At 44.7% G+C, this 18,370-nt stretch carries 17 protein-coding genes and 3 pseudogenes; all 20 read right to left on the bottom strand.

What is annotated here, in order from left to right; all coding sequences use genetic code 11:
- Positions 1-8: 8 nt before the first annotated feature.
- The 20 genes and pseudogenes from JCM19055_RS01250 to JCM19055_RS01165 all read right to left on the bottom strand — a co-directional run bounded on the left by JCM19055_RS01250 (position 9) and on the right by JCM19055_RS01165 (position 18,257).
- On the bottom strand, positions 9-1,484 hold the full coding sequence (locus JCM19055_RS01250) for a sodium:solute symporter (protein WP_042358189.1): 1,476 nt from the start codon (positions 1,482-1,484) through the stop codon (positions 9-11).
- A 261-nt stretch (positions 1,485-1,745) separates the two neighbouring features.
- A complete protein-coding gene (locus JCM19055_RS01245) occupies positions 1,746-2,183 on the bottom strand; it encodes a MaoC/PaaZ C-terminal domain-containing protein (RefSeq protein WP_042358188.1) in 438 nt (145 codons plus the stop codon).
- Positions 2,180-2,629: a MaoC family dehydratase N-terminal domain-containing protein gene (locus JCM19055_RS01240; RefSeq protein WP_042358187.1), complete on the bottom strand. Its 450-nt coding sequence runs from the start codon at positions 2,627-2,629 to the stop codon at positions 2,180-2,182. Before JCM19055_RS01240 ends, JCM19055_RS01245 begins: the two co-directional genes overlap by 4 nt.
- A 17-nt stretch (positions 2,630-2,646) precedes the next feature.
- Positions 2,647-3,408, bottom strand: coding sequence for a 3-oxoacyl-ACP reductase FabG (gene fabG, locus JCM19055_RS01235; protein WP_042358186.1), 762 nt, complete (start codon positions 3,406-3,408; stop codon positions 2,647-2,649).
- A gap of 70 nt (positions 3,409-3,478) precedes the next feature.
- Positions 3,479-4,654: an acyl-CoA dehydrogenase family protein gene (locus JCM19055_RS01230; RefSeq protein WP_042358185.1), complete on the bottom strand. Its 1,176-nt coding sequence runs from the start codon at positions 4,652-4,654 to the stop codon at positions 3,479-3,481.
- Positions 4,655-4,678: 24 nt separating this feature from the next.
- Positions 4,679-5,821, bottom strand: a pseudogene (locus JCM19055_RS01225) (acetyl-CoA C-acyltransferase).
- Entirely contained in the window at positions 5,815-6,201 is a 387-nt protein-coding gene (locus tag JCM19055_RS01220; protein ID WP_042358184.1) for a PaaI family thioesterase, read from the bottom strand. The pseudogene JCM19055_RS01225 and the gene JCM19055_RS01220 overlap by 7 nt, the downstream one beginning before the upstream one ends.
- A 21-nt stretch (positions 6,202-6,222) precedes the next feature.
- On the bottom strand, positions 6,223-7,479 hold the full coding sequence (locus JCM19055_RS01215) for an ABC transporter substrate-binding protein (RefSeq protein ID WP_052365751.1): 1,257 nt from the start codon (positions 7,477-7,479) through the stop codon (positions 6,223-6,225).
- A 24-nt stretch (positions 7,480-7,503) separates the two neighbouring features.
- Positions 7,504-8,211, bottom strand: a complete 708-nt coding sequence (locus JCM19055_RS01210; RefSeq protein ID WP_042358183.1) for an ABC transporter ATP-binding protein — start codon at positions 8,209-8,211, stop codon at positions 7,504-7,506.
- Positions 8,195-8,970, bottom strand: a pseudogene (locus JCM19055_RS01205) (ABC transporter ATP-binding protein). The gene JCM19055_RS01210 and the pseudogene JCM19055_RS01205 overlap by 17 nt, the downstream one beginning before the upstream one ends.
- A complete protein-coding gene (locus tag JCM19055_RS01200) occupies positions 8,971-9,966 on the bottom strand; it encodes a branched-chain amino acid ABC transporter permease (RefSeq protein ID WP_042358182.1) in 996 nt (331 codons plus the stop codon).
- A complete protein-coding gene (locus JCM19055_RS01195; protein ID WP_042358181.1) occupies positions 9,967-10,833 on the bottom strand; it encodes a branched-chain amino acid ABC transporter permease in 867 nt (288 codons plus the stop codon).
- 12 nt (positions 10,834-10,845) lie between these two features.
- Positions 10,846-11,172, bottom strand: a complete 327-nt coding sequence (locus JCM19055_RS27910; protein WP_265181628.1) for a hypothetical protein — start codon at positions 11,170-11,172, stop codon at positions 10,846-10,848.
- The gene (locus JCM19055_RS01190; RefSeq protein WP_265181627.1) at positions 11,129-12,418 is read right to left on the bottom strand and encodes an AMP-binding protein; all 1,290 of its coding nucleotides are present in this window, start codon (positions 12,416-12,418) and stop codon (positions 11,129-11,131) included. Before JCM19055_RS01190 ends, JCM19055_RS27910 begins: the two co-directional genes overlap by 44 nt.
- A 186-nt stretch (positions 12,419-12,604) precedes the next feature.
- Positions 12,605-12,895, bottom strand: a complete 291-nt coding sequence (locus JCM19055_RS22245; protein ID WP_152549676.1) for a hypothetical protein — start codon at positions 12,893-12,895, stop codon at positions 12,605-12,607.
- Positions 12,871-14,187 carry a sigma-54-dependent Fis family transcriptional regulator gene (locus JCM19055_RS01185; RefSeq protein WP_052365748.1) on the bottom strand — a complete coding sequence of 439 codons (1,317 nt, stop codon included), beginning with the start codon at positions 14,185-14,187 and terminating at the stop codon, positions 12,871-12,873. The genes JCM19055_RS22245 and JCM19055_RS01185 overlap by 25 nt, the downstream gene beginning before the upstream one ends.
- A gap of 264 nt (positions 14,188-14,451) precedes the next feature.
- Positions 14,452-15,230 (bottom strand): annotated as a pseudogene (locus JCM19055_RS01180) (SDR family oxidoreductase).
- Complete coding sequence (locus JCM19055_RS01175) at positions 15,227-16,459, bottom strand: acyl-CoA dehydrogenase family protein (RefSeq protein ID WP_042358180.1); 1,233 nt, start codon at positions 16,457-16,459, stop codon at positions 15,227-15,229. Before JCM19055_RS01175 ends, JCM19055_RS01180 begins: the two are co-directional and overlap by 4 nt.
- A gap of 51 nt (positions 16,460-16,510) precedes the next feature.
- The gene (locus tag JCM19055_RS01170; protein WP_265181626.1) at positions 16,511-17,518 is read right to left on the bottom strand and encodes a phosphotransferase family protein; all 1,008 of its coding nucleotides are present in this window, start codon (positions 17,516-17,518) and stop codon (positions 16,511-16,513) included.
- Positions 17,511-18,257 carry a 2-phosphosulfolactate phosphatase gene (locus JCM19055_RS01165; protein WP_042358179.1) on the bottom strand — a complete coding sequence of 249 codons (747 nt, stop codon included), beginning with the start codon at positions 18,255-18,257 and terminating at the stop codon, positions 17,511-17,513. The genes JCM19055_RS01170 and JCM19055_RS01165 overlap by 8 nt, the downstream gene beginning before the upstream one ends.
- Between the last annotated feature and the right edge of the window lie 113 nt (positions 18,258-18,370).

Raw genomic sequence — 18,370 nt, 5'->3', positions numbered from 1 at the left:
CTAAACGATCATTCTACAGAAATCGAGGAATTCCTGCTTGAAGACGACGCTGAACTCTCCCGCACATTCATTCGATCATAGACTGAAAGCATTTTGTGATTTGGCTTTGTAAGACGACTAACAATCAATATGATGAGGAACGCGGTGATTACAGTTGGGATCATCGGATCAATGCTCGCAGGCCATATGCCAATGTTTTGTAGGATTGAGGCACCAATCGCTATAAAAGCTCCCGAAATGATGCCTGCCCATGCCGCTTCTTTTGTCATATTACGATAAAACATGCTAAGTAAAATAACGAGTCCACCCGCACTTCCTGCAATCAAATACGCAAGGTTCATCATTTCCATAATGTACGCCGGTCTTGCAATCCCAATTGGTACCGAGAGTGCTGCTAATACTAAGACGAGTAGCTTCGTAACGATGAGCATTCGCTCTTCGGAAACGTTGCGGTGGATGATCTTTTGGTAAATATCTCGTCCAAGACTTGATGCACCTGCGAGTAACCACGATGTCGCAGATGTCATGACTGCCATAAACATCCCCGACATCGCCATCCCAATGACAATTGGAGGTGCATATTCCATCGTATAAGCAATCCAGAGCAACTCTGGATCTTCAATACTTGGAAACAAAGAACGAGCATAAATTGCCGAAATAAAGAATAGCGTTAACGCCGGTAAGTAGATGACAGCAATTGCAATTCCAGCTTTAATAATTTCACGCTCGTTTACTGCTGAATAGAAACGAGTTAAGTATCCAGGATTTCCAAGATAACCGAACAACCAAATAAAAAACCAAGAAAACGCCATTAGTGCTGTCAATTCGCCTGTAGACGTAAAATAATTCGGAGATTCCAATTGAATGGACGTCGTAACAGCTTCCCAACCATCAGAAGCTTGAATTAAGTACGGCATCGTGATGATGAGAGAGCCGATAATAATAAACGTACCGATAAAATCCGTTTTCAAAATAATGACCATACCACCAAACACTGTAAAGATGACGACAAACGCTGCGGTAATAAACGTACTCTGGGCGTAACTCATTCCGAACATTTGCGAAAACAACAACCCACCTTGCACATATAGTGAGCCGAGTAAGATTACCATCCATACACTGACGATTATGGAGAATACCGGTCGTAGAAGCGGACTGTCAAAGCGCTCAGCAAGGTAATCTGAAATCGTCAATTGACCGAAACGCCTCAACTTAGGACCGATTAAGAAGCAAAGTACAAAATAACTCCAAGCAATACCAGCCGGAATCCACATCGTTCCTGCACCTAACTCATAAAACCAAGCCATTACCCCAAGAAAAGTTGCACCACTTACACCCGAGGCGAACAATGATCCGGCAATTAAATACCAGCGACCACTTCTTGCGGCCACATAGAACGATGCGAGTCCCTTGGATTGCATATAGGACAATACGCCCGTCACAATCATAATTAGAAATACAATCGCCATCCCAACGTACATCATCTTTGAAAATCAACCTCCTCTCTATTTCTCCCACGGAAACCGTTCATGCTTTAACCAATATCCACCAAGTACGAACGATGCAACGATTGGCAGTAAACAGACGACCATTAATAACGTTAAATCACCCAACAAGGAACACCCCCCTTTTGTACTATAATCCTTCTCTTACAAAGCCTTTTCAGCACTTTCGACAGCTTATCTAACGAAAAAAACCTGCCCTACTCATGACTCGCAACGGATCATTTTGATCACGAATGTTCATCACGTTTGGACAGGTTGTGAATTATTCTTTTTAAGCGCCGTGTAGTTCGTAGACGCTTCGCCTTTTAATGCTGTATCTCCGTTTTGTTTACTTGCTCCAATTTCAAAGGTAATCGTTTTCTCATCACGATCTTTCACCGTCGCATGAAGCGTCACGACATCATCAAGGAATACCATCCCTCGGAAACGAATTTGGTAATCTGTAACGAGACCGTCTTCAAGATATGGTGTGAATAGTTTCGTTAAGTTGCCCATCGTCCACATGCCATGCGCGATAATGCCTGGAAGGCCAGCAGCTGTCGCTTCTTCATCAATCGTATGAATCGGGTTGAAGTCACCAGAAGCACCGGCATACTTGATTAAATCAATACGAGAGACTGGAGGTAATGTGATTGCTTCCAACGATTCGCCTGCTTTGATTGTCTTTACATCCGTCATACGCTTAACTTCCTCCTTACCGTCTCGGAAATAATGACCGTCGATGTGGATTCAAAAACGATTTCACCGTTTTCATCAACACCATTGTTTGCTAGTGTTAAAAAGCCCATGCTACCGCTTTTTCCGTCTTTTTCAGCGTAACTCTTTACTTCTGCATAGCAATAGACGTCTTCCCCGACGAGCAATGGACGTTTGTAATGATACCGCTGCTCCCCGTGAATGAGTCCTACATTTGGCAAATGTAAATCCTTAATTGTCCCGTAATCAAACGTTCTTGGGAACGTTGGTGGCGCAATATTCTTCCCGAACCGGGACTCTTTACCGTATGATTCGTCTACGTAAAGTGGATGTACGTCACCAATTGATTCTGCAAATTTCTTTACAGCACCGCGCTCAACCGTATTCTTTATTTTCTCTGATTTTAAACCTACTGCATCTTGGAACATTACGATTCCTCCTTTTGTTAGGCTTTCGGACCACCTGCGACGTAAATGACTTGACCATTTACAAAACCAGAACGTTCGTCTGCGAAGAACGCCGCGGTGTTAGCAATGTCTTCTGGCTTCCCACTACGAGCAACCGGAATGTTAGAAACGCTCGCATGAATTAAGTCATCGAATGAAATACCAATGCGTTCAGCCGTTGCTCTTGTCATATTTGTCTCAATAAATCCTGGTGCAATTGCATTTGTTGTAATGTTGAACTTCCCGAGTTCAATAGCCAGTGTTTTCGTAAACCCTTGTAAGCCCGCTTTTGCTGTTGCGTAGTTTGCCTGTCCACGGTTACCAAGTGCTGAAGTGGATGAGATGTTAATGATTCGACCGTACTTTTGATTCACCATGTACTGCTGTACAGCACGGGCAGCATTAAATGAACCCTTTAGGTGGACATTCATAACGGTATCCCAGTCATCATCGGTCATTTTAAACAACATGTTGTCACGAATGACGCCAGCGTTGTTCACGAGAATATCTAGAGAACCGAAGTCATCCTGCACTTCTTGTGCCGCCGCTTGCATCGACTCGTAATTACTTACGTCCGCTTGAATTGTCTTGGCTTCTTGTCCTTGTTCTTCGAAATACGCTTTGGCTGACTGTAAGTTCTCTTCATTAATATCAACGATTGCCACTTTCGCTCCATCGTCTGCAAAGCGCTTAGCAATCCCTAAGCCAATCCCGTGACTACCACCCGTCACGATGGCTGATCTACCTGTGAAATTTCCCATTCTTATTCGCTCCTTTAGAAAGATGAGTGAGCGCTCGGTAAGGAAATACCTGCACTCACCCACGTTACATTTAGATAAATTGACCGAGTTTCACGTGACCTTTAATTAAGTTACGGCTAATGATTAGGCGTTGGATCTCATCTGTTCCATCATAAATTCTCCAAAGACGTGCTTCACGGTACCAACGTTCAATCGGTAATTCTTTCGTATACCCCATTCCACCATGGATTTGGAGAACGCGGTCGATAATGTCGTTTCCTTTCGTTGCACCGTATAATTTTGCCATTGATGCGAGGTGGCGGTTGTCTTCACCATTATCAAGGCTAAACGCTGCATTTAAGACGAGCCAACGAGCAGCTTCTAGCTCTACGGCAGAATCTGCAATTTGCCACTGAATCGCTTGACGATCTGCAATCGGGCGTCCGAATGTTTCACGCTCTTTCGAATAGTCAATCGCCATATTGAGCAAGCGCTCAGCAGAACCAACGGCGCGAGCACCAACGATCCAACGTGCAAATCCAATCCACTCAAGTCCTAGATCATATCCTTTGTTAATTTCACCAAGAATGTTCTCTTCAGGTACACGAACGTCTTCAAAGAACAATGACGCTGGTCCCCACTCACCCATCGTATGGATGTACTCTGACGTCCAGCCCATGCTGCGGTCAGCAATAAAGCACGTCACGCCTTCACGACCTGTTTTCTCGTGCAATTCTTTGTCGGTAATTGCAATAACCATAACAAAGTCTGCTTCGTTTCCACCGGTAATGAATGTCTTCTCACCGTTTAGTACCCAATCATTGCCGTCTTTGTAGGCGGTCATCTTAATGTTACGCGTATCTGACCCTGCGCCAGGTTCAGTAATGGCGAAACAAGATTTCTTGTCTCCCGCAATTGTTGGAAGTAAGTATTTCTCTTTTTGCTCTTCATTTGCCCGGTAAAGAATAATGTCTGCTGAACCACCGAAACTAAATGGAACAAAGGTCTTAGAAACTTCCATCAGAACGAGCGCAAGCATCATCTGACCGAGGTCTGCTCCACCGTATTCTTCTGGTGTGTTAATCCCCCAGAATCCCGCTGCTTTTGCTTTTTGTTGCAGCTCCTTTACCTTTTCGGCAGGAAGACTCGGTTTTCCTTCTAATTCGTTACGTAAAACGTCATTTTCCAACGGCATAAGTTCTTTTTCTACAAACTTTCTAATTGTAGACTGTACCATTCTTTGTTCTTCTGTTAGTCGTAAATGCATCGTAAAAACTCCTTTTGTCTTTTTTTATGGTCTTTCAACGATTAGTGCAATTCCTTGGCCGCCACCGATACAAGCAGTCACAAGGCCTTTTTTTCAACTCACGACGTTGCAATTCGTACACAAGCTTAGTTATGAGCATACCTCCCGTTGCAGCGATAGGGTGACCGTGGGAGATCGCTCCGCCATTTACATTTAATTTGCCGTGGTTAAATCCGAGCTCTCGGTCAACTGCTAACGTTTGTGCTGCAAACGCCTCGTTGCATTCAATAAGGTCCATGTTATCGAGTGTTTCACCGGAGCGCTTCATTACCTTTTGAACTGCAGGAACTGGGCCAATCCCCATAATGTTCGGGTCCACTCCTGCCACCGACCAGTCCTTTACGACTGCAAGTGGCGTTAACCCGCGACGCTTCGCCTCTTTTGCGCTCATGACGACAAGTGCCGAAGCCCCATCGTTTACGCCTGAACTGTTCCCTGCTGTAACGGTTCCAACTTCTTTAAAGACCGGACGTAAGCTCGAGAGCTTTTCGACCGTCGTTCCTGCTCTTGGGTGTTCATCGGTATCGAACTCACCGATCGGTACGATTTGCTCTTTGAAGTAACCTTGTTCAATCGCATTGACCATACGCTCTTGACTACGTGCTGAAAACTCATCTTGCTCACTACGGCTAATCTCATATTTCTCAGCTAAGTTTTCAGCAGTAATTCCCATCGGTGGATCACCAATTTCTTTTGGTGCAAGACTCGGTGAAACGAATTGTGGTGGGAACGTATCGTATGCTCTCGTTGCTGGTCGCAATAAGTGTGGTCTTCGAGACATGCTCTCCGTCCCGCCAGCAACGACAATGTCCGCTTGACCACTCAAGATCTTCTCTGCAGCAAGTGCGACCGCATTAATGCCCGATCCACACTGACGATCAATCGTCAGACCAGGCACTTCAATCGGTAACCCTGCTTCAAGGCAGATTTACGAGCAGCATTTCCACCACCACTAAGGCAGTTGCCGAGGATTACATCTTCAACTGACTCTCCTTCAACTTCTGCACGTCTTAATGCTTCTTTAATTACCTGACCGCCAAAGACGGTATGATCAACCTTTGCAAGGGCTCCCCCTTTCTTTGCAATGGCAGTACGAACTGCTGATACGATAACAACTTCAGTCATGATTTCGCCTCCCTAAGTAATTTGAACGTTCCGCTTCCCTTCGCGATTAATTGGTCATCTTCATCATAGATATAACCATCGAGTTGCGCGGATTTGTATCCTAATTGCATGAATGAACCCTTTGCCGTTAGTACACCTTCACGCGCTGGAGCTAAGTAATGAACATGAAGGGAAATCGTTAAGTTTCTGCATCCGGTTTTGTAATAAATCATTGCTCCGAATACGTTATCAAGCATCGTTGCATGGACACCGCCATGCAACGAGCCGTTGTTATTTAAATGATCTTCGCGTATTTCAAGCTGCAAGTAGACATTTTCATCTCCATCCAACCCGTCCTGAAACCCTAATAGCTGGTAAAAAGGACTCTGTTTCGCAACACCCATCCATAATCTCTCCTTTACTCTCTATGGCTCTACGAGAATGATCTCTCCATCTTCAACGACTGCCATACGGAACTCTGTATTCATACCGCCCTCAGCCGTCACTTCTGTAATTGGGTAGATTTCTTTATCAGCTGGTACGGTATTTACACCTTCGCCTAAGTTCGCTTGAATCGCTGCTGCATCATCGACAGAGCCGGCAGCTTTCATCGCTTCAGCAAGAATGTAGACGACGTAATAGTGATAACCCGCCTCGGATCCAGGAATTGAGTCATAGTGCTCGATATAATCTTCAATAAACTGCTGATTCCCTTCTGTTTGGTCCACAACGAGAGGTGGAACCCCAACTGACCCTTCAATAACATCTGCGGCGTTATCACCAAGTACTCGTTCGATTTCATCGAGCTTTGCTTGGTCCATAATGAAGAATCCACCTTCAAACCCTAATTCTCGTGCCTGCTGCATAACTTGAGCCGTCGGTTCGGACGATCCTCCAACAAAGAGAACGTCTGGGTCATCACTTAACGCATTGGTGATCGTTGTGAAGAAATCCGTTTCCTTTGCGAAATCAATTGAACCATCGTAAACGACTTCACCACCAAGTTCCTCCCATGCAGGAGCTAACTCATCTGCCCAGTCGTACCCGTACTGTGTACTAGGTGGGAGCATCGCAAGCTTCGGACCGAAGCGCTCCATTTGGTATTCGGAATACGGCTCAACATAAATGTCATACGTATTCGGAATTCGCCAAGTGAGGGCATTGTCTTGTGCCGTAATGTCAGGCTCACTTGAATACGCCCCTACGATGAAATCATCTTGCTCATTAAACACTTGTGTCGCAAAAATCCCTCCACTATGTGGGATAAACACAATTGGTACGTCATGTTCTTGAATCAATCGCCTCGCATTTGCTCCTGTTTCGTTCGGTAAATATTTATCGTCGAGTGCAACAAGGTTAAACGAATACTGTTGACCGTCTACTTCAAATCCACCTGCTTCGTTGATCTCGTTTACGGCCATCGTTAAACCACTAACCGTGTTATTCCCATAAAAAGCAGCTGCACCTGAGAGTGGACCGCTATAGCCAATTGTGACAACTTCCGTTCCTTCCGCTGTGACAACTTCTTCTGGTTCAACTTCATCATCACCTGCTTCAGCGTCCGCCTCAGTACCAGGTTCACTTTCTGGTGCCCCTTCTTCCGAAACAATTGTTTCTTCTGCATCACACGCACTAAGAGCAACGATTGCCGACAACCCAACGATTAACGAGAACTTTTTCAAAACAGAAACCCCCCTTTAGAAAATTTACGCACCAATGTAAGCTTTACGAACTTCATCATTTTGCATTAATTCATCTTGGGTGCCTGAGACGACGATTCTTCCGTTTTCAATAACGTAACCACGATCAGCAATACGAAGTGCTGCATTTGCATTTTGCTCAGCCAAAAGCACCGTCGTACCTTCTTTATTAATTTCTTGAATAACATCAAACACTTGCTCTGTAATGAGTGGCGCTAGGCCTATGGACGGTTCATCGAACAAGACCACTTTCGGTCTCGACATGAGCGCGCGCCCAATTGCAAGCATTTGCTGTTGACCCCCACTTAATGATCCTGCGTTTTCCTTTGCTTTTTCGCGTAAGATTGGAAACAAATCATACACATGCTCAAGCATTCGAGCGGTTTCCTTCTTATCTCCACGAACCGCATACGTTCCCATTCTTAAATTTTCATAGACACTCATTGCGGGAAACAACTTACGACCTTCTGGACAATGGCCAATTCCTTTTTTCACAAGCTTACTCGCCGAGCGTCCGCCAATCGATTCTCCATTGAACTCGACCGTACCTTTTACCGGTTTGTTAAGACCACTAATGGTACGGAAAATGGTGCTCTTTCCGGCACCATTTGCACCGAGCAGTACGACGAGCTCTCCCTTTTCAACCGTTAAAGAGATGTCTGACAGTGCTTCATACATCCCGTAGCGAACCGATACGTCACTCAGCTTCAGCATGTTTATCGCCCCCTCCCAAATAAGCTTCAATAACTTCTTCATTCGTTTGGATCTCTTCCGGTGTGCCTTCAGCAATCTTCTTGCCGTAATTAAGGACAACAATGTGATCCGCAAGCCCCATGATCATTTGCATCTTGTGTTCAATCAAGCAGACGGTTAACCCACGGTCGATCATTTTACGAATGAGGCTGCTAAGTTCTCAGTTTCATCAGGATTAATGCCCGCTGCCGGCTCATCTAAAAAGACAATTTCAGGGTCAGTAGCAAGTGCTAACGCGAAGGCCACACGTTTCTTAGCTTCTTGTGAAATGTCTTGAACGAGCCGATGCGCCTCATGCTCTAAGCCAACAAACTCTAGAACTTCCGCTGCTTTTGCTCGTGACGCTTGTTCCTCGCGGCGCAGGCGCGGTGTACGAAAAACCGCATCAAACACATTCGATTTCGTTCGTAAGCGATGCCCTACGATGACGTTGTCCATCACCGTTGCGGTTTCAAACAGGTTCGTCGTCTGAAACGTTCGCGCAATCCCTAATTTAGCGATATTAAACGAACGCTTCTTCGTAATATCTTCACCTTTGAAAGTAATCGAACCTTCACTCGATGGGTGATACCCGCTGATTAGGTTAAACAATGTTGATTTCCCGGCACCGTTAGGACCGATAATTGCAGTGATCTTACCCTTTTCGATGCCGATTTCTACATCGTTTACAGCAACTAATCCCCCGAACCGCTTCGTAAGTCCTTTCGTTTCGATGAGCATTTAATCTCCCCCCTCGTACGTTGACCCTTGATCAACCGATCGTTGCTTTTTCTTGTACGCTCGCTTCATTTTCCACATCTGATATCCACCAACAATGCCTCGTGGATAGAAAATAACGAGCAAGACGAGCAACGGTCCGAAAATGATCATCCTGAAGTCTTCCATAAATTGTAAAGATTGCGTCAATATAACGATGAGTAGTGTTCCAACTACTGGACCGAACAACGTTCCGAATCCACCAACAATGGCGTACATAAGGAAATCAAATGTCATCATCGTGTACGAAATATCAGGACCGATAAACCGAACGAACGATGCGTATAATGCACCTGCTAAACCTGCTAGAAACGTAGAAATCACAAACGAAATCAATTTCTGTTTCATCGTGTTAATCCCAATCGTTTGCGCGAGCTCCTCACTATTGCGAATTGCCACGTACGTTCTACCGACAATCGACTCCGTCAAGAACTTCATGAAGATGACGGTTAACACTAAGAACACGAGTATTAAATAATAGTTTGAGATTCCTGTATCAAACGTAATTGGACCAATCGCAGCTGGACTCTCAATACCAATCAAGCCTCGAACCCCACCGGTTAATGCGTCCCATTCATAGATAATGAGATAAATAATGTAACCGACACAGAGCGTATAAATGGCGAAGAAATGCTCCTTCGTTCGAAGCGCAATAAGCCCAACGAGTGTTCCGATTACGGTTGTAATAACAAGGGCTAAAACAAAGGCGAGCCAGTAAGGAACGTTCGCATCGACTGTGAGCAAACCGAGTGCGTACGCACCAATTGCAAAGAAACCTGCATGAGCGAGTGATAATTGCCCCGTATACCCACCAACTAAGTTCATCCCATAGACTGCAATGGCATAAATGAACGCGAGTGTGACAACGTAAATGTAATACTGGTTATCTGTGAATAGCGGAAACAAGAGTGCAACGAGTAAAAAGATGAGCGGCATTCGCATTTTCTTCAATCCTTGCATCTAATGCGCCCCCTTCTGTGCAAACAACCCTTGTGGCTTCATCGTTAAGATCACAACGAGCAGAACAAATGCAATTAAGTCGCTATATGCAGCTGAGATAAAGGTTGCTCCTAAGCTCTCTGTTAAGCCGAGAATATAGCCTCCAATGATGGCACCTGGTACACTTCCCATCCCCCCAATAATAATGATGACAAATGCTTTTAAGATGACGAGATGTCCCATACCTGGATAGACGAGGTTAATTGGTGATGCAATTGAAGCCGCAATGGCAGCTAACGCACCGGATACGAAGAACGTAAGCATCGCCACTTTGTTCGCGTTGATCCCGACAAGAAAAGCTCCTTCTCGGTTTTGCGACATCGCAACGATTGCAGCACCGACCATTGTTTTCTTTAAGAACAGTTGTAGCAAAATCATTACGACAACAGCTGCAACGATAATCATAATTCGTTGCCACGTAACCGTAATACCAAGAAATGAAACCGTGTCTGCAAATGGTGTTGGCATCGCTCGATAATCTGCACCCCAGACGAGTTGAACGAGCGTTTCAAGAAAGAGTAGAATTCCTATTGCAGCAATTTTGTCATGAATCGGCGGTGCATGACGGAGTGGATTAAATACGAGACGCTCCATCAACATCGCCAAAGATCCAACAACGACTATGGAGATCGCAATTCCGATAAAATACGGAACCCCCATAAGCGCCATTGACATAAGCGTAATGTAACCCCCAACCATATACAGGGCACCGTGAGCAAAGTTCGGAATATGAAGAATTCCATATACGAGCGTTAAACCGAGTGCCACCAAACTGTAAACGCTTCCAACCGTTAACCCATTAAACAGTTGCTGCAATAAAACATCCATTCCCCCACCCCTTTATTTAGACTCTTCGAACGTGATCAACTCACGCTTCAAAATCTTTCCTACCGCTGTTTTCGGTAGCTCGTCAATAAAAGATATGATCTTTGGTACTTTGTATGCCGCTAACTTTTCTTTACATTCACGTTCTATTTGTTCAGTCGTTAGTTCTTTTTCCTGAGATTTCACGATAAATGCCTTTACCGTTTCACCGCGATAAGGGTCGGGAACACCAACAACCGCAGCTTCTTCAACACCATCAATTCGGTATAAAACATCTTCAACTTCAATTGGATAAACGTTAAATCCACTTGCAATTATGAGTTCTTTTTTTGCGTCCGACAATATAGAAATAGCCATCTTCATCTTGTTTTGCTAAGTCTCCGGTAAATAACCATCCGTCACGAAGTGTCGCAGCTGTTTCATCTGGTAACTTGTAGTACCCTTTCATCACTTGAGGACCTTTAACAACAAGCTCGCCAACTTCGCCCGTCGGTACTTCGTTTTTACCTGTTGCAACATCGACAACTTTTGACTCCGTATTCGGGATCGGAATGCCGATACTTCCTGGCTTTTGCACACCATCGACAGGGTTGCGATGCGTAGTTGGTGAAGCTTCTGAAAGACCGTATCCTTCAAGAACCGGTACAGACGACAATCCGAGTAACTTGTTCATCATTTCAACAGGCAATGGCGCTGAACCACTCGTAAAGTTCATAACTGAAGATAAATCAAATGGACGTTTTTGATAATACTGATACAACGCCAAGTACATCGTCGGAACACCTGGGAAATACGTTGGCTTCATCGTTTCAATCACGTGAACGACCTGCTCAACATCAAAGCGTGGCAATAAAATTAAGTCTCCGCCCCGATGGAATGTAAGCACCATCGCACTCGTCATTCCATAGACGTGAAACAACGGAATGACCGTTAATACACGACTCGTTGATTCCTCTTCCTCCGTTTCCACTTGTGTTGAAGCAGCTTGGAATGTATTAGCTACGATGTTAAAGTGCGTGAGCATAACCCCTTTGGAGCGTCCCGTCGTCCCACCTGTATATTGAATAATTGCGACATCTTCTTTCGGTAAAATATACTCCGGGCCGCTTTCTATCGGATCTTGTTGTACTAGTTCATCGTAGCGACTAGGTGATGTCAAAGAGACGGGAATGATTTCTCTTAGTGACACATCGTTTTTAATGGCATCGTATACAGGCATTAAGTCTTCCAAGATGAAAAACACACTCACCTCTGCATCACGAAGAATGTGCAACAACTCTGGAGGCTTATACATCGGATTGACTTGCACGACTGTTGCTCCTAAGTATAAGACTGCGTAATAACTAATCGGGTATTGCGGACAATTCGGCAGCATGAGCGCAACATGATCTCCGCGCTTTACTCCTAAGTTTTTTAGGCTTTGAGCAAGGCTTTGAATGCGGTCAAGCATGTCACCATATGAAGTTCTCGTTTCACCGAACGTCATCGCGACCTTCTGACTATGCTTCGCTACACTTTCATGCAACAATTCAGGCAATGACATCTCAGGTATACTAATTCCTTCATAACTAGATGGTTGTTTAACCAAATCTAATCCCCCTTTAATCATTCGATTGTAAGCGCTTACGAAATACTAGTTTGATACATTATATCTGCAACTTCTATGCCAACTTTCAAGGCTGTTCTGTTAGGCTTTATTCTTTACGCTTAATTCAAAAATGAATTATACAATTCAAGATTGAACCAACAAAAAAACCCTAACGAATGGTTAGGGTTAATGCACGGTTATTCCGTAGTTCTTCACTTTTCTTGCGACCGTCGCTTGGCTAGAGTTAAGGGCCTTTGCGACGTTATATGTCGTTTTGTACTTCGCCATCGCCTTTTCTAAAAGATTGCGTTCTGCATCCTCAGCGGCTTTCTTTAGAAGGTTCTCATTCGTTAATTCCTCATCATCAAACTTATTCTGATAATCGTTAGGTAGATGCTCAACATCAATGATTGGTTCAGCGACCGTAATCACCAAACGTTGAATTAAGTTTGCTAACTCACGAATGTTCCTGGCCATTGATGCGTATGCATCCACTGTACAAATTCATCTGAGAATTTCTTTTGCACACGGTACTTTTCACCGTATTGTTTCAAATAGTGGGTTGCAATATAATCAATATCATTCGGGCGCTCACGTAGAGGTGGAATCTTAATCGGCAACACATTTAATCGGTAATAAAGGTCTTCTCGGAATTTCGCTTCGCGAACCATCTGCCGTAAGTTCTGGTTCGTTGCACTAATAATTCGCACGTCCACTTTCTTCGTAACCGTACCACCAATTCGCCTAATTTCACCGTCTTGAAGCACGCGAAGTAATTTCACTTGCAACGCACTCGGAAGTTCCCCAACTTCATCAAGAAAGATGACTCCCCGATCTGCGAGTTCGAACATTCCTGGTTTCCCGTGACGCTTCGCACCTGAAAATGCACCGTCTTCATACCCGAACAATTCAGATTCTAGCAAATCAAACGGGATTGCACCGCAGTTTACTTTAATGAATTCACCATGGTTTTTGCGATCACTCTTCTCATACAGTTGATTCGCAATGACGTCTTTTCCTACACCCGTTTCGCCCATTAACAAAACTGAAGCATCAACATTTGCAATCCGACTTACCATTGAACTAATTTGAACCATTTCAACGTCTTGATGCTCAACGTGACCCGTGCTATCATCACCGGTATCTTTCGTTCGTAGATAGCTTTGGTATTGATAGACAAGCTCTGTAATGTCACGCAAATTAATGACGACTTGTCTCACTTCATCTCCACTAAAAATAGGGGTTCCAGTCATCATAATTTGTTGGTCGTTCGTTCCACCTTGGAAGACCGTTACAGGTTTACGTGCTTTAATGACTTGAGCCGTCACAGACTCTTGCAAAAACCCTCTCGTAATGAGACGTTCGGCACTTTTCCCTAGAAAGTATTCCCTCGGTACCCCTGTGTAACGTTCAACAGCTCCGTTAATCATGACCGTCACGCCAGTCGCATCCGTGACCGATAAGCCGTCATACGAGTGCTCAATAATCTGATTGATTTGATGAAATTGTTCGTCACGAAACAAGATGAGTGCATGCATGTCCTGTTCATCCTCATAAGGTCTAGCGATCATTCGATAAGACGTACCGGGAATAACAACCGGACTATGTTCTTGTTGCTTGGAACGTAAAAACCGTCGCATGTCTCTTTGAATATATGTTTCAGCGTGATCCATGACAGAATAAAACGCTTTATTCGCCTCTACGATGTCACCTTCTTCGTTCGTAACGGCAGCCGGAAATGGAAAATGCCCTAGTGATTTCGTCAACATCACATGCACCCCCTCAAAACGTTAGAATTAATAGCAATTTTCTATCTATTATATCATTTCATAATTTGGAAAGGAAGAGAAAACGCTTTCTTTGCGCCTTTTCGTCGATTCAGTCATACGTAATTGATTCAAATGTACACTTTTCGTATATATTAACTGCACGGTTATCGGACAACATCGACTGCATACTCTAAATCAAAAAAGCTCCCTCCAAAGTTCCTACACGTAACGTGTAGACTTTGAAGGGAGCTTGTTGCATCCACTTTAGCTAGAGAGCACACCACCATCAAGGACGAGTGTTTGTCCTGTCATAAATGCCGCTGCATCCGATGCTAAGTACAACGCAGCGCCTTGCATGTCTTGCATTTCTCCTAATCGTTTGAGTGGTACTTTCGCAATCATTTGATCTTTGATTGGAGCAATCACATCTTGGGACATCTTCGTCGGGATAAACCCTGGCGCAATACCGTTTACAGTAATCCCATAACGACCCCAATTCACAGCGAAGTCTTTCGTCATTGTAATCATGCCGCCTTTAGAACTGTTGTAACCAATGGCTTGCATGACATCTGGATTTGATCCACGGAAACCAGCAATCGAAGCGATGTTAATAATTCGCCCTTTTGTTCCATCTGCGATCATCCGCTTTCCGACCGCTTGTGTCATGATAAACGTTCCGTTCAAGTTAACGTCTACAACTTTCTTAAACTTATCAATCGGCATGTCTTCTGGCGCATACCCACCCATGACGTGCCACTATTGTTAATAAGAATATCTATTGAACCGAACCGCTGGTGAACTTCTTCGACAACGCTTTCGACTTGCTCTTCATTTGTGACATCAAGAGCAAGCGCCATTGCCGTACCACCTTTCGATTCAATTTTCTCTTTAACAGCAACACAAGCCTCTACTTTACGTGAGCAGACAACTACGTTTGCACCAACTTCTGAGAGTGCTTCTGCCATTGCTTCGCCAAGGCCACGTCCGCCACCGGTTATAATTGCCGTTTTACCAGTTAGATCGAATAGTGAAAGGACACTCATGCTTTTGTCACCTCAACTTCTTTTGGACGATATGGGCGAAGTTCTTGTCTTGCGATGGCACGGCGATGAACTTCATCTGGTCCGTCAGCAAGACGAAGTGTACGAGCATTTGCCCAAGCCTTAGCTAATGGGAAGTCATCACTCACACCTGCACCACCGTACGTCTGAATCGCACGATCAATGACTTTTAGTGCCATGTTCGGCGCAACGACCTTAATCATCGCAATTTCTTTCTTCCCTTCTTTGTTACCGACTGTATCCATCATGTGAGCTGCTTTAAGCGTTAGAAGACGCGCTTGCTCAATTTCAATACGGGAGTCTGCGATCCATTCACCAACAACTCCTTGTTCTGCCAAGGTCTTCCCGAATGGGGCACGCTCATACGTACGTTCACACATGTATTCAAGCGACCGCTCTGCAAGTCCGATTAAACGCATGCAATGGTGAATCCGGCCAGGACCAAGACGACCTTGAGCAATCGCAAACCCTTTGCCTTCTTCCCATAGAACGTTGCTTACTGGTACACGAACGTTATTAAATTCAACTTCCCCATGGCCGTGTGGTGCATCGTCGTAACCAAACACCGGTAGGTGACGGTGTACAGTAATACCAGGAGTATCACGTGGAACGAGTACCATTGATTGAGAGGTATGCGTCGGTCCATTCGGGTCGGTTTTACCCATCACGATGAGAATTTCACAACGTGGATCCATCACACCAGATGTCCACCATTTGCGACCATTTATCACGTACTCATCGCCTTCACGAGCGATGTGTGTTTCAATGTTTGTCGCATCTGACGACGCAACTGCAGGTTCAGTCATCGCAAACGCAGAACGAATCTCACCATTTAACAATGGCTTAAGCCAACGCTCTTTATGTTCATCCGTTCCATACCGAACGATCGTCTCCATATTGCCTGTGTCAGGCGCTGCACAGTTAAACACTTCTGGAGCAAGTGGTGTGCGACCCATGATTTCACAAAGCGGTGCGTATTCAACGTTTGTAAGGCCCGCACCGAGTTCAGATTCAGGAAGGAATAAGTTCCACAAGCCTTCTGACTTTGCTTTCTCTTTCATTTCTTCCATAATTGGCGGCGCTGACCAACGCGTTGGAGCTGCGTTTAATTGCTCATAGAAGACTTTTTGATTCGGTACAACGTGTTGATCTATGAATGCGCTTACATCTCGTTGTAGACGTTTGACTTTATCACTGTATTCGAAGTTCATGAATAACTCCCCCTAATTGAGTTTGCATGCTTAATGAGTTCCGTTGCCATATCACCATAAACTTTGAAACGAGCATCTTGAGTCTGACCTTTTTTTCCAACGATAGTAAATTTGTTGAACAATCACGGCGAGCTTGAAATGGGCAAATACCTGGTAAAAATGAATATAATCAAGGTTACGACCTGTTTTCTTCGCGTAGCGTTCAATAAGGTCGCGCCGGTTGTAAAAACCGTCATGAGTCGTTACCGATTGGAATCCAGCTCGAATGCCAGGTGGGTCATTCGGTTCAGCCCAGTAACCGAGGGCAACACCTAAATCAAAGAGCGGGTCGCCAATGGTCGCCATCTCCCAGTCTACAACTGCATTGACTTGCTCATATCCTTGTGAGAACAGCATGTTATTCAACTTGAAATCGTTATGAATGACCGTCGCTTCACCGTCAGGCGGTATTTCACGGATCATCCACGCCCGTAACTCTTCAAAGCCTGGTACGTCTTCGGTTTTCGCTTTCTCATAACGCTCAAGCCAACCTTCGACTTGTCTTTTCGTAAATCCTTCTGGATGCCCAAACTTCTCAAGGCCACCTGTTGTAGGATCTACTTGGTGTAACTCCGCAAGCAAATCGATAAAGCGTTCTGAGACACGTTTCGCCTCTTCTCTGGAGGGAACAATCTCACTATCTTTACTGTCTAAAACGATTCCATGCTTTCTCTCCATGACATAAAAGGTTACGTCCATCACATCCGTGCCTTCGCCAAGAACGAGTGGCCTCGGTGCGTAAGGAAACTTCGGTGATAATGCTTTTAGCAAGTTGTGCTCTCGCAACATGTCATGTCCTTTTGCTGGAAGTGGACCAAACGGAGGACGCCTCAACACCGCTTCAAATGAATCACTTTCAAGCAAATACGTTAAGTTCGACGCTCCAGCCGGAAACTGGCGAATGGTTAGTGTTTCATTTTGAGGGAACTCCGGTAAAGACTTCCTCAAAAATGATACGATTGCATCTTCATTCAACTCTTCCCCAGAGCGAACGGCGATCGTTTCACGTTGTTCACTCATGAACGACCTCTCCTTTCTCCAATACCGCAAGAATTCCCTCATCCGTTGCTTCAACGAGAACATCTTGCGTTCTGAATCCGAGTACGAAATCGAGAAGATCTTGCATATTCCCATTGACCATCGATCTTCCTACACGGCTTTTCGTAACGAGCGAAACGATCTGCTCATCCGAATACTTCCCTTCACTTGCTAGAATTGCGCCGTCATCGAGCTTTACACCATCAAGGTTCAGCTCATCAAGTAAACGACTCGCACACAAGTAGTCTTCCATTGAGAAATGACTGCCTGCTCCAGAGCAAACGATGACAAGCTCTTCAGGATCACTGCGCTGAATGTAATCCGCGACGTAGTGAACATTGCGAAAGCTACATAATAAGCGCTTGGAAGCAGCAGCTGTCCATTGAATGGCCTTCGTGCCATTTGTTGACAAAAAGACGATGCGTTGATTTGAAACAACATCTTCTGTGTAATCCGTCGGCAAATGACCGAGGTCAAATTCATCGACAGGACGCCCACCTTGTTCTCCACCACGAATGACTGAGCCTTCGAGCAACAGTTCTTCACGTAAGGTAGTAGAAGCTTCAATTGAATCAACCGGATAGACATACTTTGCTCCACGTTCCATCATCGTAATGAGTGTCGTCGTTGCAAGTAATGCATCAATGATGACCGCGGTTTTCCCTTGCAATAGTTCTGGATCAATTTCTTCTTTGGATAACCATAAACGACATCGCTCCACGTTGACACCTCCGCACCCTTTATAATTGCAAAATTAATGCCAACAACAAGACTGACAAATCAGTATATTTCATCCGGCAATAGATTCATTTATGAATTCTCTAACTCAATTTC

It is taken from the genome of Geomicrobium sp. JCM 19055 (genome assembly GCF_000698185.1).
Classification (GTDB): domain Bacteria; phylum Bacillota; class Bacilli; order Bacillales; family Marinococcaceae; genus Geomicrobium_A; species Geomicrobium_A sediminis.
The sequence above is the reverse complement of the archived record's forward strand: the minus strand, read 5'-3'. Positions and strand labels throughout refer to the sequence as shown.

What these genes read in the sequence shown, in the direction of transcription:
- JCM19055_RS01220 (WP_042358184.1), bottom strand. Translation starts at nt 6,201, where the DNA reads ATGGGTGTTGCGAAACAGAGTCCTTTTTACCAGCTATTAGGGTTTCAG.
- JCM19055_RS01250 (WP_042358189.1), bottom strand. Translation starts at nt 1,484, where the DNA reads ATGATGTACGTTGGGATGGCGATTGTATTTCTAATTATGATTGTGACG.
- JCM19055_RS01195 (WP_042358181.1), bottom strand. Translation starts at nt 10,833, where the DNA reads ATGGATGTTTTATTGCAGCAACTGTTTAATGGGTTAACGGTTGGAAGC.
- JCM19055_RS01245 (WP_042358188.1), bottom strand. Translation starts at nt 2,183, where the DNA reads ATGACGGATGTAAAGACAATCAAAGCAGGCGAATCGTTGGAAGCAATC.
- JCM19055_RS01230 (WP_042358185.1), bottom strand. Translation starts at nt 4,654, where the DNA reads ATGCATTTACGACTAACAGAAGAACAAAGAATGGTACAGTCTACAATT.
- JCM19055_RS01185 (WP_052365748.1), bottom strand. Translation starts at nt 14,187, where the DNA reads ATGTTGACGAAATCACTAGGGCATTTTCCATTTCCGGCTGCCGTTACG.
- JCM19055_RS01200 (WP_042358182.1), bottom strand. Translation starts at nt 9,966, where the DNA reads ATGCAAGGATTGAAGAAAATGCGAATGCCGCTCATCTTTTTACTCGTT.
- JCM19055_RS01240 (WP_042358187.1), bottom strand. Translation starts at nt 2,629, where the DNA reads ATGTTCCAAGATGCAGTAGGTTTAAAATCAGAGAAAATAAAGAATACG.
- JCM19055_RS01175 (WP_042358180.1), bottom strand. Translation starts at nt 16,459, where the DNA reads ATGAACTTCGAATACAGTGATAAAGTCAAACGTCTACAACGAGATGTA.
- JCM19055_RS22245 (WP_152549676.1), bottom strand. Translation starts at nt 12,895, where the DNA reads ATGGCCAGGAACATTCGTGAGTTAGCAAACTTAATTCAACGTTTGGTG.
- JCM19055_RS01210 (WP_042358183.1), bottom strand. Translation starts at nt 8,211, where the DNA reads ATGCTGAAGCTGAGTGACGTATCGGTTCGCTACGGGATGTATGAAGCA.
- fabG (WP_042358186.1), bottom strand. Translation starts at nt 3,408, where the DNA reads ATGGGAAATTTCACAGGTAGATCAGCCATCGTGACGGGTGGTAGTCAC.
- JCM19055_RS01170 (WP_265181626.1), bottom strand. Translation starts at nt 17,518, where the DNA reads ATGAGTGAACAACGTGAAACGATCGCCGTTCGCTCTGGGGAAGAGTTG.